Origin of the sequence: Winogradskyella helgolandensis, from assembly GCF_013404085.1 — a bacterium.
Classification (GTDB): domain Bacteria; phylum Bacteroidota; class Bacteroidia; order Flavobacteriales; family Flavobacteriaceae; genus Winogradskyella; species Winogradskyella helgolandensis.
In genome coordinates, this window is record NZ_JABFHO010000001.1 from 2903757 (window position 1) to 2919229 (window position 15473).

Consider the following 15473-nt stretch of genomic DNA (forward strand, 5'->3'; position numbering starts at 1 on the left):
TTTACGTTATATTAAAACTGAAAATAAATAAATTCTTGTTGTTCTCCAGTAAAACTAAAGATTAAAATGATTATTAAAAAATAAAACGACCATCGTAATGGTTTATTAAAAGCATCTATTTTATTTATAGCATACTCACCAGATCTTCCTAACCATTCAACACATATAAAGAATGCTAATAAAGCAAATAAAGAATTCGAAAATACGTCAGCTTTAGAGAATATTGTACTTGTAAACATACTTTTCAAGTACAGAAAAGCATGAGTTACATTATCAGCTCTGAAGAACACCCACGCAATTAAAGTTATAAAAAAAGTGATGCTCATTTGCCAAAGTTCTCTTAGACTTGGGAGGTACTTGCCTTGTGCAACTATATCTGTATTAACTCTGTTTTTATTAAGTAATAGTAGAGGTAGAAAATATATAGCGTTTAGAGCTCCCCAAACGACAAAGGTCCAATTAGCACCATGCCAGAAGCCACTAACAATAAAAATTATGAATGTATTTCTAATCTTCATTTTTAAACCACCTCTGCTGCCACCTAAAGGAATGTAAAGATAATCTCTAAACCATGTAGATAAAGAAATATGCCAACGCCTCCAAAACTCAGCTATATCTCTCGAAAAATAGGGAAAAGCGAAATTCCGTTTTAAATCAAATCCAAATAATCTAGAAACACCAATAGCAATATCAGAATATCCTGAAAAGTCACCATAGATCTGAAAAGCAAAGAAAAATGCTCCTAACAATAATGTACTACCTGAGTAGTCTTCATAATTGTTAAAGATGATATTTGCATACTTTGCGCAGTTATCAGCAATCACTACTTTTTTAAACAGACCCCAAAGTACTTGGCGTAAACCATCTACCGCGTTACTATAAATAAATTCTCTTTTTTTATGAAATTGTGGTAATAAATTAGTCGCTCTCTCAATTGGTCCTGCTACTAATTGAGGGAAAAAGCTAACAAAAGCCATAAAGCCAATAAAGTCTTTAGTAGGCTCTAACTTTTTACGATATACATCAATAGTATAACTTAAGGTTTGAAAGGTATAAAAACTAATACCTACAGGTAAAATAATGTTGAGTGTATTAATACTCAGTTTAGTTCCAAAAAAGGTAAACGAATCAACAAGACTATCAATAAAAAAATTGTAATATTTAAAAAACCCCAAGAACCCAAGATTAACACAAATACTAATCCATAAATACAGTTTACGCCTAGATTCATCTTTGGTCGAATTTAATAACAAACCCATGGTATAGTCTACCACAGAGCTGAATAGTATTAAAAATAAAAAGCGCCAATCCCACCAACCATAAAAAACATAACTCGAAATAGCGATTAGAAGATTTTGACTTTTAATTCGTTTACTACCAATAAGCCAATACAACGCAAAGACGATAGGTAAAAACAGAAAAAATTCGATTGAATTAAAAAGCATGAGATCTAATTTTCTTTAATGGTTTCAATAAGTTGTTTACTTGCCTTTTCTGCACCTTTATAGTTTGCGTGATGATAATTAGAGAAATCGGTATCTAAATATTTCCAATTTAGATATGTATTTAAATCGTAATATCGTATTTTTTTTATATCTGAAAATTTTTTATAATAATCTCTTTCATCAGTTTTAGAGGTTATTGCTATGCGAGTTGGGGGATAAGGGGTTCTAATATAGATTATTTTAATATTATTAGCTTTAGCTAATTTTTCAAATTTTGAAAAGTATTTTTCAAATCGTTCTTCATTAAATGTTGTAGTTTCTTTATTCCCTATAGGTTTAAAAGATTTTATTTGTTGTATTGTTACTGTAGTTGTATCATAGAAATATCCTTTAATCCATTTCTCTGATGTCCTTTTCTCCTTTTTATTAGAAACTAGAGATATAAAATCTTGTTTGATATAATTATTGAATTTTAATAATGGTAATACGTAATTGACGATGCCTTTTTCTCCATATCCGTCCGTTACCAAATCATACTTGTTTTTAGTAGAATTAAAAAAAGATGCATTAGAAAATATTTGATAGAAATCATGAATATCATCGGATGTCTCAAAGTACAATTCTAAGACCACATATTTTGGACTTTGATAATCTAAAATTTCTTTTAAAGAATAGTAAGACTCAGCTATATCTTGAGCTGACGTCCCCATATTATAGGAATTTAAATTTGAATGTTTATCTATTATTTCAGGGTTAAATGCAGAGTACATTCTACTTGAACCAAGTATAATTAAATCGTATTTATTTTTATTGGTATGGATATCGTTCCATTTCAGATAGTTCTTGTGTGTTTTATTTTTAATAGCTTTATATGCAGGATACTCATAAATTACGAGTATAATCAAATTGATTAACACAAAGAAGAACAATCCATAAACAATCTGTTTTAAGAATTTTTTCATTTAAGTTAAATATCTTAAAATTAAATTTTTCCAACTTGAACTAACATAAGTGTCTAGAAAGTTTTCTGTAGATTCTTTAGATTTAATTGAAAATGACATCTTTAAATCATCATTACCTACCAATTCACCTAACTTTTTAACAAACATAGATTGGTTATCTACAGGTACTAAAAAGCCATTTTCTCCATTATTGATTAGCTCTGATGGGCCATAATTACAATCCGTAGATAATGAAGGTAATCCAAAGTGCATAGCTTCCAATAAAACATTTGGGAATCCTTCTGCCTTAGATGCAAATGCAAAAATTGAAGCTTTGTTGTAATAATCATGCACGTTCTTAACTTTAGGTAAGATTTTAACTTTATGCGACAGATTCAATTCTTTAATCAATGATTTTAATTTAGATGTATTTGGACCATCACCAATTAACAACAATTTCCAGTCTCTCAATTGAAGCTCATGAAAAGCGGAAATAATTTTTTCTTGTCTTTTGTCATCATTAAAAGTCCCAACGGATAAAATAATTTTCTCTCTATTAGTATTGTAAGCTTTCCTAAGTTGAGAAAGTTCTGAAGATATAGGATTAGGTAGAACTACCATTTCCTTTGTTTTAATCATACCCTCATATACCTGTTTTACTTTTTTAGTTTGTACAATTAAACAATTGGCTCTTGGATATATGTATTTTCGGAGTATTATCCATAATTTTGGAATATCACTCTTTAAAGGGTCATTACGCTCACTTATTAAACAAGGAATTCTATTCAGTTTAGAAGCTAATACAGCTTTTATATTGGCTTGAGTAATAAAACCAATCAGTAAATCAATTTTCTCGTTTTTTGTAATTTTACTTACGCTTTTGAGAATGGCATAATTTAATTTTATTGAATCAACAAAAGATTTTGGCCTTGACAATTCTTTAAAGCAAGAAATTACCTTAACGGAATTATTTAAAGTATAGAAGGGATCTGACTCAATAAAAGTAATTATGATCACATCAAAATCTTCCGACAAACTATTACTTAAATTAGTTATGACTCGCTCAGCACCACCAGGTGTTAAACCACCAATAACAAATGCTATTTTCTTTTTTTTAGTGATCATTCTAGTTAACTTTATTTCTCCCCAATAAGTTTATGTCTCTATTCAAAATTCATAATTATATGGTCTAAAATTATTTAAATAATGAATACTATTGAATTACTAATAATAACTCATAGGTTTTGTAAAAAAATAGCTACAAAAATAAAATACACCTACAAACAAGTTGTTAAATAAGGTAAATTTAATAATTTGTAAGTTTTATAAACCTAATAGTTGGACTAATTTTATTAATTATTTTTTTTAACTGATAAATAGCTAAATTTAAGAATCCAAAAACAAGCTTTAAAGCCTAATGAATGTTAAATAGAATATATTTCTTAAAAGCGATTGATATCAATTTATTTTCAAATAAATCCTGTGCATAATAAAAGCACTAATTAAAACTAAATGAATTAGAAAAAAAATAAAGTACATTATCTTTGAAAGCACTTGAACCACTTGATGAGTTTTGCTCGCGTAATCTAACTAACAAAAAGAAACTAGAAAATCTAAACGTGCTAATGGTTAATAAACAATATAGTGCCAATATACTATTTTTAAAATATTTGATTACAATCTAGCTCCATCAGTAAGATGAAAAAGAGTATCTAAGTGCAACTAGCAATATGCTAACTGCACTTAAAACTCCCATTGGGTTTAAGGTTTAAGTTTCATTCAAAATAGGTTAGCAAACTAATAGTATATTCAAGTTAATGAAACTAAACTAGTAAGAATAATTAACTTAGATTATTTACTTACCTATAGAAGAGTATTCAAATCCAATAGCTTCCATTTCATTTTTATCCAATATATTTCTACCATCAAAGATAAATGCAGGCTTTTTCATATTGTCATATATTTTTTGCCAATCGTAGGTCTTAAATTCATCCCACTCTGTCATGATTGCAATGGCATGGGCATCTTTAGTTGTTGCATACGGTTCGTCAAATGAAGTCACAAGCTCTTTATTTTCTTCTTCTGATCTTGTGTTAAGGTAGTTAAGGTCTGCTTGTGTTTTTTTACTATTTACTTTAGGATCATAAACTGCAATATTTGCTTGTTCATTTAATAAATGGTCAGCAACATATATGGCAGCCGATTCTCTTGTGTCGTTAGTGTCTTTTTTAAAGGCCCAACCTAGCATAGCAATTTTCTTACCCGAAACAGTGTTATATAATGTGCTGATTAGATGATCTGAAAAACGTCGTTTTTGATGATCATTTAAAATAATAACTTGTTCCCAATAGTCTGCGACCGCATTAAGATTATAACTTCTAGCGATATAAACAAGATTTAAAATATCTTTTTGAAAACAAGAACCACCAAAACCAATTGAAGCATTTAAGAATTTAGGACCAATTCTAGAATCCATTCCGATAGCTTTAGCAACTTCATTTACATTAGCTTCAGTATGCTCACATAATTCTGATATAGCATTAATTGAAGAAATTCGCTGTGCTAAAAAGGCATTAGCAGTTAATTTTGATAACTCAGAAGACCAAACATTCGTTCTTAGTATTCGTTCTTGTGGTACCCAACTTCCATATACATTCGCTAAGCTTTCAATAGCGTCTTCTGACTCTCCACCAATTAGAACACGATCAGGATTTAATAAGTCTTGGATTGCTGTTCCTTCTGCTAAAAATTCAGGGTTAGATAAGATTTCAAACTTTACATCTTTACCTGTATTGTGTAAAATACTTTTTATAGCTTGGGCTGTTCTAACAGGTAAAGTTGATTTTTCTACAACTATTTTATCTGTTGTTGCAACTTCTGCAATATTTCTAGCACATAATTCTACGTACTTCAAATCTGCAGCCATACCTTTTCCTTTGCCATAAGTTTTGGTTGGGGTATTTACTGAGATAAAAATCATTTCTGATTCTTTGATTGTATCATCTATTGCTGTAGAGAAAAATAGATTCTTCCCTCTTGTTTCTGCAACAATTTCAGCTAATCCAGGTTCGTAAATAGGTAATTTCGATAAATCTTCATCATTCCAAGCAGCAATACGCTCTTCGTTAATATCAACAATTGTAACTTTTATGTTTGGATTCTTTTTTGCTATTACAGCCATTGTTGGTCCACCAACATAACCAGCTCCAATACAGCAAATCTTTGTAATTTTCATGCTTTTAAGTTTATTTCGATTTGAGTCTAAATTTTAAAATGTGTGCAAATTTGACTTTTTTTTATTTAATTCAAATAATTTTTTATACAAACGACTTCTTTTTACGATAAGATTCTAATAAAAGTGTCGCAAATTTAAATTTTGTTCAAATTTAAGAGATTAATTGTAATATTCTTTATACCAGTCTATGAAAGATTTTACACCGTGTTTTATTGAGGTATTAGGTTTATAATCATAATCTTTTATCAACTCATCTACATCTGCCCAAGTGCGTTCTACATCACCTGGCTGCATTTCCATCATGTCTTTTTGTGCTACCTTATCTAGATTTAATTCTATTTCCTTTATGAAATCTAATAATTTAACCGAGTTGTTGTTTCCAATATTATAAATTTTGTAAAACTCATTGGATTCTATGCGTTTGATTGGTGCCTTTTCAATAATTCGGACAACACCTTCTACAATATCATCAATATAAGTAAAATCACGCTCCATGTTACCGTGGTTAAATACTTTAATAGGTCTGTCGTTTACAATGGCATCTGTAAATAAAAACATGGCCATATCTGGCCTTCCCCAAGGTCCATAGACTGTAAAGAATCTTAAGCCGGTGGTTGGAATTTTAAATAAATGACTGTAAGTATGTGCCATGAGTTCATTACTCTTCTTAGTGGCTGCGTATAAACTAATTGGATGATCTACGTTATCGTCAGTAGAAAATGGTATTTTTTTGTTCATTCCATAAACACTTGAGCTACTCGCGTAAACTAAATGTTTTATAACATTATTTCTGCAGCATTCTAAAATATTTAGAAAACCAACTAAATTAGAATCTACATATGTTTCAGGGTTTTCAATACTAAAGCGTACTCCTGCTTGAGCAGCAAGATTACAAACAATATCAAATTTTTCATTTTTGAATAGCTTTGGTAATTCCTCCCTGTCTTCAAGGTTCATTCTTACAAAGGTAAAGTCTTCAGATTTACTTTTACAAAGCGAATTAAATTCACTTGCTTCAGTCTTATCTATACCTAATTCATTAAGTCTAGAATATTTTAAGTTAATATCATAGTAGTCATTTATATTGTCTAGTCCAACTACTTGATGACCTTTAGATAGGAGGATTTTAGAAGTATAAAACCCAATAAAACCTGCTGCTCCTGTTACTAGTACTTTCATATTGTAGATAATTTAATTAAATGGTATTTCAAATATTAAAATTTAGATTGTAACTATTAAATTTTAAATGAAACAATTTCAATTTATTAGTTGTTTGTATAATTAATCTCGAGGATTGTCGCTAATTTATCACAATTCTTCACCATTAATTCTAAATTTTGTTCCTTGTAACTATTTTCTATAAGGTAGATTTTACAAGAATCAATTTCCTTTTTGCTCTCTGAAAAATTCACATTCCCAAATTTAACTAAGTTGATAACTACAGTAGAATCCATAGAATGTTCTGTTATAAAACGTGACGCTTTATCAGAATATTGAAAAGGTTTAGAACTAATATTTTTAACTGTTCTGGCATTAGGACCATAATCACAAGACGCATTTTTTCCGTTTAAAAAAAACATAAGAAGCATTAATCCAATGACAAAACCGCCTAAATAATAGGCAAAGCGGTGTATAAATTTCATAGTAGTGAAAAATTTCTGTTAAGACGATAAATCGTTATGTACAGATTAAAAAATTAATAAGTTGGCATCACTATATTCTAATCCAAACCATTCAGCAACGGATTTATTAGTTAAAATACCGTGGTAAAAATACAACCCATTTTTTAAACCACGATCAAAACGAAGCGCATTTTCTATACCACCATATTCACCGATTTCTAAAAGGTAAGGCGTAAAGATATTGCTAATGGATACTGAAGCGGTTCTAGAATAACGTGCAGGAATATTAGGTACACAATAATGAATTACCCCATTATGCTCAAATGTAGGACGGTCGTGAGTAGTGACTTCGCTTGTTTCAAAACAGCCACCCATATCAATACTAACATCAATCACAACGGATCCGGATTTCATGTTCGCGACCATACTTTCAGTAACAATCACAGGAGCGCGATTGGTTCCTCTAACTGCTCCAATGGCAACATCGCATCGTTTTAAGGCTTTTAATAGATTTTTGGGTTGCATAGTTGAAGTATATATAGTACGACCCAAATTATTTTGAAGGCGACGCAGTCTGGTTATTGAACTATCGAAGACCTTGACGTTTGCTCCTAAACCTATAGCAGAACGTGCGGCAAATTCGCCAACAGTTCCAGCTCCTAATATTAAAACTTCTGTAGGTGGTACACCATTTATGTTCCCCATCATTAGACCATTACCACCATTTACATTAGAGAGAAGCTCTGATGCAATTAAAATAGAAGCTGTGCCAGCAATTTCGCTTAATGAGCTTACTGCAGGGTATTGACCATCGTCATCTTTTATATATTCGAAAGCTAAAGCTGTAATTCGTTTTTTAGCTAAAGCTTCAAAATAAGATTTGTTTTGAGTTTTTATTTGAAGCGCAGAAATTAATAAGGTTTGTGGGTTGATAAGTTTTATTTCATCTAAAGAAGGCGGTTCTACTTTAAGAATAATAGGGCAGGAGTACACTTTCGCTGTATCCTTGGTAACTTCTGCACCAGCTTCACTATAAGTTTTATCTTTAAAATTAGCACCCTCGCCTGCGCCAGACTCAAATAATACGCGGTGACCGTTGGCTGTTAATGCCGAAACGGCATCTGGAGTTAAACAAACACGACGCTCTTGAAAATGTGTTTCTTTTGGAATGCCAATAAAGAGTTCTCCTTTTTGTTTATGAATTTCTAAGGTTTCTTCTTGTGGTAATAATTGGGCTTTGGTAAATGGTGATAGTGATGAACTCATTAAGTCAATTACTTTAGTATTGTCTTTGCAATATAGCGAATATCACTAAACAATAGTTAATATTAAAATAACTTAAAGTAATAATAATTTTGAAAGTTAAATGGTCAATCTAAAAATACTGTTTGATCTTACCCCAAACTCCTTTGGGTTTAATCATAAACTCCTCCTCAAGTTCTTCAAGTGTTTTATCTGCAGTATTAATTTTGTTAAATGCCTTAGCTCTTATTAAATAAATTGATGGAACTATAAAAGCCATTATCGGCAGTAAAGCAACGATTTGATACTCGTCAAAATAACCTTGATCTTCATTAAATAAATCAAAAATCTGATATGTGTACATTATAATTGGTACTAGCAACGAGTGGTACCACCAATGCCTACATGTGAAAAACCAAATGAGTAAAAGTAATAAAGGGATGGCTTTACCCGTAAAGATCCACATCACCAAGTTTGCATCTTCCCATACTTTACTGTCGTATGTAAACAAAAAAGTACTCCAAATTTTACTGTTTGGAATACTTTCATGTAAAGAAAATAGTAAAGGTACACTAGCTATAATGATAGCAAGTAAAGCACCTTTTTTGAAACTAGATTTATAAGCTTCTTGGTTTCTTAAATTTTTTCTTTTCAATTTTTGTGGTTGTTTGTCCATCTAAGTCGATAAGGTTAGTTGCTTGTACAGTAAATAACACTCCTCCGAAGATTGCAATAGCTAGGACTAAATTTTTTTTAGTTTTCATAATTTAAGGGATTTAATTAATTAATTACATCAAAAGTAAGTTCATAATCAAGTCCTTACAAATCAGAAATTGTTAAAATCCAAAAAACATGAGTTGATAATTACGGTTTTTCCGCAACTCTAGTCTAATCTTGTAGGAAAAGTATTAAAATTTTATCTAAAATTTCTGTTCATTTATAGCTATTTTTTCGATTAAATTTTTTTGTGTTTATTGTTAATTTGAGGGATCTTTTATTGTTGTCTAGGTCAGTAATGGTAATGGTTTGCGCGTCAATCGGAATAAGTTCCTCAATGCGTTCTGCCCATTCCATGAATAACCAATGTTTACTGCTTAAATAATCTTCAATTCCAAAATTATAGGCTTCTTCTATAGATTCTACTCTATAAAAGTCAAAATGATAGATTTTATCATTAGGTAAACTATATTCATTCACTATAGAAAATGTTGGGCTAGTGGCAACATCATTACTTTGCAATGCTTTTAAAAGCGCATTTACAAAAGTAGTTTTACCAGCTCCCATCTTCCCATTAAAGAGTACTGTTTTTGTGTTTAAATATTTTAAAACACGAGATGCAATAGCATCTATATCTTTTAAATGATATGTAAATTCAATTGTTTGCACAGTTTTAATCAAGCATTTTAGGTATGCAATAGTAGTAATATTATTTGAGATAACCTAAAGAAAAATGTATTTCGTCGGATTTTTTGAACCTTTTAAAGATTATTTCCTATTGCTAAATGGTAATAAACAGTAAATTAGTTGTCTTAAAAATATTTCTAAAAAAAATGATGCTAAATTATATTCAGCATCATTTTTAATTAATTTCAATAAATAATATAAATCATCTATTTTGGATCCATTACAACAAAAGGTATAATCATTTCCTCTAAAGAAACACCTCCGTGTTGGTAGGTGTTCCTGTAATAACTTACGTAATGATTAAAGTTGTTTGGGTACGCTAAAAATAAATCTCCTTTCGCAAAAATAAAGGAGCTGCTCATTGTTAAAGCAGGTAGATGAATGGACTTAGGATTCTTAATGGCCAATACATCTTTATCTTGATACGTTAGACTTCTACCTGTTTTATAACGTAGATTTAAACTTGTGTCTCTATCTCCAATTACTTTAGTTGGTGCTTTTACATTTATAGTACCATGATCTGTCGTTAATATTAATTTAAAACCAAGTTGTTGGGATAGTTGAATCATTTCTAATAAAGGCGAATTCTTAAACCAACTAACTGTAAGCGAACGATAAGCTTTATCATTAGACGCTAATTCTTTAACCACTTCCATTTCTGTTTTTGAATGTGATAGCATATCTACAAAATTGTAAACAATGACATTAAGATCGTTGTTTTTTAGAGATCTAAAATTCTCGACTAATTTTTTTCCAGCTTTTAAATTGGTGATTTTATGGTATTCATGTTTTAAATGACCTAATCCTAAACGTTTTAACTGTTCTCTTAAAAAATCACCTTCATGCATGTTTTTTCCGCCTTCGTCTGTGTCGTTTTTCCAATACTGAGGAAATAGACTTTCCATATCTGCAGGCATTAATCCAGAAAATATGGCATTACGTGCATATTGTGTAGCTGTTGGTAGAATACTATAAAAGGCTAATTCGGATGCTTTTTTATAATAATTATTAACGATAGGCTCAAAGGCTTTCCATTGGTCATAACGCAAATTATCAATAACCACTAGAACGGTAGGTTGTTTATCGCTTAATTCTGGCACCACTTTATCTTTAAATAAGGTGTGTGACATTATGGGAGCATCTGTTTTTGGTTGAAACCAATCTGCGTAATTTTTCTCAATAAACTTACCAAATTGCATATTGGCTTCGGTTTTCTGAGACTCTAAAATATCGGTCATTCCAATGTCTTCAATACTTTCAAGTTGTAATTCCCAATAAATTAATTTCTGATATAATTCTACCCATTCTTCATAAGAGTTTACCATAGACAAATCCATGGCTATCTTTCTGAATTCTTGCTGGTAATTAGATGTCGTTTTTTCAGATACTAATCGCGAATGGTCCAAATTCTTTTTCAAACTCAATAAAATCTGATGCGGATTTACAGGTTTTATTAAATAATCGGCAATTTTATTACCAATGGCTTCTTCCATTATATACTCCTCTTCACTTTTTGTAATCATTACAACAGGTAAATTGGCGCGACGTTCCTTTATTTCATTCAAAGTTTCTAGTCCGGTTAATCCTGGCATATTTTCATCTAAAAAGACGATATCAAAATTAGTATCCGTAATAATTTCCAGAGCTTCAGTACCACTTTGGCATTTGGTAACCTGATATCCTTTTTGTTCTAAAAAAATAATATGTGGTTTTAGTAAATCGATTTCATCGTCAACCCAAAGAATATTTATCATGTTGTGGTATATTTGTTTCTTAATTAATGAATTTTAAAATTTTGCCTACAAATAATAAGCTTAAAATATTTAACGATCCAATTTACGGATTTATTACTATTCCGAATTCGTTAATATTCGATATTATTCAACATAAGTACTTTCAGAGATTACGACGTATTAGTCAAATGGGATTATCTTATTTAGTTTATCCAGGAGCGCATCATACGCGTTTTCATCATGCATTAGGTTGTATGCATTTAATGCAGAAGTCTATTAATGTTCTTCGTTTTAAGGGAGTTACGATCTCTGTTGAGGAAGAAAACGGGTTGTTAATCGCTATACTCCTGCACGATATTGGTCATGGTCCTTTTTCGCATGCTATGGAACATAGTATTGTAAATAACGTTTCTCACGAGGAAATATCGTTGCGTTTTATGGAAGAACTCAATATAGAGTTTAACGGAAGTTTAACGTTAGCTATTTCTATTTTCAAGAAAGAATATCCGCGTCAGTTTATGTGCGAGCTCATTTCTAGTCAGTTAGATATGGATAGAGCCGATTATTTAAAACGCGATAGTTTTTATACCGGAGTTGCGGAAGGTAACATTAATAGTGAACGATTAATTACCATGCTCAATGTGGTAGATGACCAATTATTGGTTGAAGAAAAAGGTATTTTAAGCGTTGAGAAATTTTTAATTGCAAGACGCTTTATGTATTGGCAAGTGTATATGCACAAAACGGGTGTTGTGGCAGAGCAATTATTAATGGGCACATTAAAAAGAGCAAAAGAATTAGTGCAGCAAGGTGTAAAGCTAAATTGTAGCGAAGCCTTATTTTATTTCTTGTTTTCTGAAATCAATGCTGAAAATTTTAATACTGAAACCTTAGCTGTTTTTTCAAAATTAGATGATTATGATATTGTTGCGGCATTAAAGGATTGGCAAAATCACGATGATTTTGTGTTGAGCAACCTTTGTCAAATGATATTAGATAGAAACTTGCTTAAAGTAAAGCTGAAAAATAAGCCTATTAAATCTTCAGAATTAAAAATGCATTCTGAAGCATTAATTAAAAATTATAAAATATCCCAGCATGAAGCCGATTATTTTGTGTTTCAAGGGGAGTTAATAAATCAAGCATATCAGAATAATTATCAAAAAATCAACGTTTTATTTAAGTCAGGAAAAATAAAAGATATCGTTAAAGCATCTGATCAATTAAACTTAAAAGCACTTAGCAAACCAATCACTAAATATTATATGTGCTATCCTAAAAAGAATATGTAATCCTTTTTTTCTATTTTTGCGGAGAGCAACTAAAGTATTAAAATCTTGTCATTGAAATTTACAGCAGAAAAAATCGCAGATATTTTAGAAGGAATAGTTGTTGGCGACCCCAATATTGAAGTGTTTAAACTTTCTAAAATAGAAGAAGGCACTCAAGGTTCGTTAACATTTCTATCTAATCTAAAGTATACACACTATATATATACTACAGAAGCGTCTATAACTATTGTAAATTCTAGTTTTGAGCCAGAGAAACCGATTTCCACAACACTTATAAAAGTTGAGGATGCTTATGAAGGATTCTCAAAGTTGATGGAATATTACGATAGGATTAAATCTCTTAAATCAGGAATAGAACAACCGTGTTTTATTGCAGAAACAGTAAAGGTTCCAGACTCTGTATATATAGGTGCATTTGCATACATTGGTAATAATGTTACAATTGGAGAAAATGTTAAAATTCATCCAAATGCATATGTAGGGGATAATGTTATCATTGGAGATGATACTACAATTTATCCAGGTGCTAAAGTGTATTCGGATTGTGTTATAGGAAAAAAGTGCGTTATAAATTCTGGAGTTATAGTGGGAGCTGACGGTTTTGGTTTTGCGCCTAATAAAAATGGAAGTTATTCTAAAATTCCTCAAATAGGAAATGTGATTTTAGAAGACGAAGTAGATATAGGAGCAGGTACAACTATAGATCGCGCTACAATGGGGTCAACAATTTTAAGATTTGGTGTAAAACTAGATAATCAAATTCAGATTGCTCACAATGTAGAAATTGGTAAAAATACGGTGATTGCAGCACAGTCTGGTGTTGCTGGTTCTACTAAAATAGGAGAACATTGCCAAATAGGTGGCCAAGTAGGTATTGCTGGTCATTTAGTTATAGGGAATAATGTGAAAGTCCAGGCACAATCTGGAATAGGAAGAAATGTAAAAGATAATGAAGTCTTACAAGGTTCTCCTTCTTTTGGGTATAGTGATTGGAATAAATCGTATGTTTATTTTAAAAACTTACCTAAGCTTGCAAAAACAATTAATGAATTAGAAAAAAAAGTAGATGGCAATAATTAAAACGGAAACGAAACAAAAAACCATTGAAAAAGAAGTTACCCTTACAGGTGTAGGACTTCATACTGGTGCAAATGTAAAATTGGTGTTTAAACCTGCTGCGGAAAATACAGGATTTGTATTTCAACGTACAGATTTAGAAGGTTCACCAAAAATTGAAGCAGATGCTAATTACGTTACAAGTACACAACGTGGTACTTGTATGGAGAAGAATGGAGTAACCATTCAAACTTGCGAACATGTATTGGCAGCTTTAGTCGGTTTAGATATAGATAATGCGTTAATAGAATTAGATTCTTCAGAACCCCCTATTATGGATGGGTCGTCTAAATTCTTTGTAGAAGCAATAGAAAAAGCAGGTATTATAGAGCAGGACGCGTTTCGTGAGGAATATGAGATTACGCAAGTGGTTTCATATACAGATGAAGAAACTGGAAGCGAAATAATTTTAATGCCATCAAGCACCTACCAAATTACAACAATGGTAGATTTTGGGACCAAAGTTTTAGGGACTCAAAATGCAACTCTTAATAAGGTATCGGATTTTAAAACTGAAATTGCAGATGCCAGAACCTTTAGTTTTTTGCATGAGATTGAAATGCTTTTAGAGCATGGCTTAATAAAAGGAGGTGATTTAAACAATGCTATAGTTTATGTAGATAAGGAATTATCTAGTGAAACTATGGAAAAATTAAGAATCGCTTTCAATAAAGACAATATTGCAGTTAAACCAAATGGTATTTTAGATAACCTAACTTTGCATCATCCAAATGAAGCAGCACGTCATAAACTATTAGATGTGTTGGGTGATTTAGCATTAATAGGAACACGTATTAGAGGTAAGGTTATCGCTAATAAGCCAGGGCATTTTGTAAACACACAGTTTGCTAAAAAAATGTCTAAATTAATAAAGAATGAAAGACGTAACAATGTTCCCCAAGTCGATTTGAATTCTGTTCCTTTAATGGATGTGAATCAAATTATGGATATGTTGCCACACAGACAACCGTTCTTGTTAATAGATAGAGTTTATGAGTTAACCGATAACCATGTTATTGGAATGAAGAATGTGACTATGAACGAAGAGTTCTTTAGAGGTCATTTTCCAGGAGCACCAGTAATGCCAGGAGTATTAATTGTTGAAGCTATGGCACAAACAGGTGGAATTTTAGTATTAAGTACGGTTCCAGATCCAGAAAATTATTTAACTTTTTTCATGAAAATGGATAAAGTAAAATTCAAACAAAAAGTAGTACCTGGAGACACATTAATTTTCAAATGCTCATTAATTACACCAATACGAAGAGGAATTTGTCATATGCAAGGTTATGCTTATGCCAACGGTAAGTTATGTGCAGAAGCTGAATTAATGGCGCAAATATCAAAAGTGAAATAAAAACACGTTGAATTAAAGTTAAGCTGTGGGTTATTTAGTCGTTAAGTCGACCAACTCAACAACAAATAACTCAACAACAAAACATA

Annotated in this window: 14 protein-coding genes; 3 read left to right on the top strand and 11 right to left on the bottom strand. The window is 31.0% G+C overall.

Going from position 1 to position 15473, the window contains the following annotated elements; genetic code table 11:
- Positions 1-11: 11 nt before the first annotated feature.
- The 11 genes from HM992_RS12215 to porX all read right to left on the bottom strand — a co-directional run bounded on the left by HM992_RS12215 (position 12) and on the right by porX (position 11643).
- The gene (locus tag HM992_RS12215; protein WP_179319867.1) at positions 12-1445 is read right to left on the bottom strand and encodes an MBOAT family O-acyltransferase; all 1434 of its coding nucleotides are present in this window, start codon (positions 1443-1445) and stop codon (positions 12-14) included.
- A gap of 5 nt (positions 1446-1450) precedes the next feature.
- Positions 1451-2407 (bottom strand): hypothetical protein, encoded by a 957-nt coding sequence (locus tag HM992_RS12220; protein ID WP_179319868.1) that lies wholly within the window; start codon positions 2405-2407, stop codon positions 1451-1453.
- Positions 2408-3511, bottom strand: a complete 1104-nt coding sequence (locus tag HM992_RS12225) for a glycosyltransferase family 4 protein (RefSeq protein WP_179319869.1) — start codon at positions 3509-3511, stop codon at positions 2408-2410.
- 730 nt (positions 3512-4241) lie between these two features.
- Positions 4242-5621, bottom strand: coding sequence for a nucleotide sugar dehydrogenase (locus HM992_RS12230; protein WP_179319870.1), 1380 nt, complete (start codon positions 5619-5621; stop codon positions 4242-4244).
- Positions 5622-5780: 159 nt separating this feature from the next.
- On the bottom strand, positions 5781-6800 hold the full coding sequence (locus tag HM992_RS12235) for an NAD-dependent epimerase (protein ID WP_179319871.1): 1020 nt from the start codon (positions 6798-6800) through the stop codon (positions 5781-5783).
- An 86-nt stretch (positions 6801-6886) separates the two neighbouring features.
- Positions 6887-7264 (bottom strand): hypothetical protein, encoded by a 378-nt coding sequence (locus HM992_RS12240; RefSeq protein ID WP_178985262.1) that lies wholly within the window; start codon positions 7262-7264, stop codon positions 6887-6889.
- A 45-nt stretch (positions 7265-7309) separates the two neighbouring features.
- The gene (locus HM992_RS12245; protein WP_179319872.1) at positions 7310-8509 is read right to left on the bottom strand and encodes an alanine dehydrogenase; all 1200 of its coding nucleotides are present in this window, start codon (positions 8507-8509) and stop codon (positions 7310-7312) included.
- 109 nt (positions 8510-8618) lie between these two features.
- Entirely contained in the window at positions 8619-9140 is a 522-nt protein-coding gene (locus tag HM992_RS12250; RefSeq protein ID WP_229720490.1) for a hypothetical protein, read from the bottom strand.
- Entirely contained in the window at positions 9103-9249 is a 147-nt protein-coding gene (locus tag HM992_RS12255) for a hypothetical protein (protein WP_178985265.1), read from the bottom strand. The genes HM992_RS12250 and HM992_RS12255 overlap by 38 nt, the downstream gene beginning before the upstream one ends.
- A 169-nt stretch (positions 9250-9418) precedes the next feature.
- Positions 9419-9871, bottom strand: coding sequence for a tRNA (adenosine(37)-N6)-threonylcarbamoyltransferase complex ATPase subunit type 1 TsaE (tsaE, locus tag HM992_RS12260; protein ID WP_179319873.1), 453 nt, complete (start codon positions 9869-9871; stop codon positions 9419-9421).
- A gap of 224 nt (positions 9872-10095) precedes the next feature.
- Positions 10096-11643, bottom strand: coding sequence for a T9SS response regulator signal transducer PorX (porX, locus tag HM992_RS12265; protein ID WP_179319874.1), 1548 nt, complete (start codon positions 11641-11643; stop codon positions 10096-10098).
- Between the two features lie 41 nt (positions 11644-11684).
- Here porX and HM992_RS12270 point away from each other — a divergent pair, with 41 nt between their 5' ends.
- The 3 genes from HM992_RS12270 to HM992_RS12280 are packed head-to-tail and all read left to right on the top strand — an operon-like array spanning position 11685 to position 15387.
- On the top strand, positions 11685-12914 hold the full coding sequence (locus tag HM992_RS12270) for an HD domain-containing protein (RefSeq protein WP_178986923.1): 1230 nt from the start codon (positions 11685-11687) through the stop codon (positions 12912-12914).
- 51 nt (positions 12915-12965) lie between these two features.
- Complete coding sequence (gene lpxD / locus HM992_RS12275; protein ID WP_178985267.1) at positions 12966-13994, top strand: UDP-3-O-(3-hydroxymyristoyl)glucosamine N-acyltransferase; 1029 nt, start codon at positions 12966-12968, stop codon at positions 13992-13994.
- Positions 13981-15387, top strand: coding sequence for a bifunctional UDP-3-O-[3-hydroxymyristoyl] N-acetylglucosamine deacetylase/3-hydroxyacyl-ACP dehydratase (locus HM992_RS12280; RefSeq protein WP_178985268.1), 1407 nt, complete (start codon positions 13981-13983; stop codon positions 15385-15387). Before lpxD ends, HM992_RS12280 begins: the two co-directional genes overlap by 14 nt.
- Positions 15388-15473 lie beyond the last annotated feature (86 nt).

What these genes read in the sequence shown, in the direction of transcription:
- HM992_RS12215 (WP_179319867.1), bottom strand. Translation starts at nt 1,445, where the DNA reads ATGCTTTTTAATTCAATCGAATTTTTTCTGTTTTTACCTATCGTCTTT.
- HM992_RS12220 (WP_179319868.1), bottom strand. Translation starts at nt 2,407, where the DNA reads ATGAAAAAATTCTTAAAACAGATTGTTTATGGATTGTTCTTCTTTGTG.
- HM992_RS12225 (WP_179319869.1), bottom strand. Translation starts at nt 3,511, where the DNA reads ATGATCACTAAAAAAAAGAAAATAGCATTTGTTATTGGTGGTTTAACA.
- HM992_RS12230 (WP_179319870.1), bottom strand. Translation starts at nt 5,621, where the DNA reads ATGAAAATTACAAAGATTTGCTGTATTGGAGCTGGTTATGTTGGTGGA.
- HM992_RS12235 (WP_179319871.1), bottom strand. Translation starts at nt 6,800, where the DNA reads ATGAAAGTACTAGTAACAGGAGCAGCAGGTTTTATTGGGTTTTATACT.
- HM992_RS12240 (WP_178985262.1), bottom strand. Translation starts at nt 7,264, where the DNA reads ATGAAATTTATACACCGCTTTGCCTATTATTTAGGCGGTTTTGTCATT.
- HM992_RS12245 (WP_179319872.1), bottom strand. Translation starts at nt 8,509, where the DNA reads ATGAGTTCATCACTATCACCATTTACCAAAGCCCAATTATTACCACAA.
- HM992_RS12255 (WP_178985265.1), bottom strand. Translation starts at nt 9,249, where the DNA reads ATGAAAACTAAAAAAAATTTAGTCCTAGCTATTGCAATCTTCGGAGGA.
- porX (WP_179319874.1), bottom strand. Translation starts at nt 11,643, where the DNA reads ATGATAAATATTCTTTGGGTTGACGATGAAATCGATTTACTAAAACCA.
- HM992_RS12280 (WP_178985268.1), top strand. Translation starts at nt 13,981, where the DNA reads ATGGCAATAATTAAAACGGAAACGAAACAAAAAACCATTGAAAAAGAA.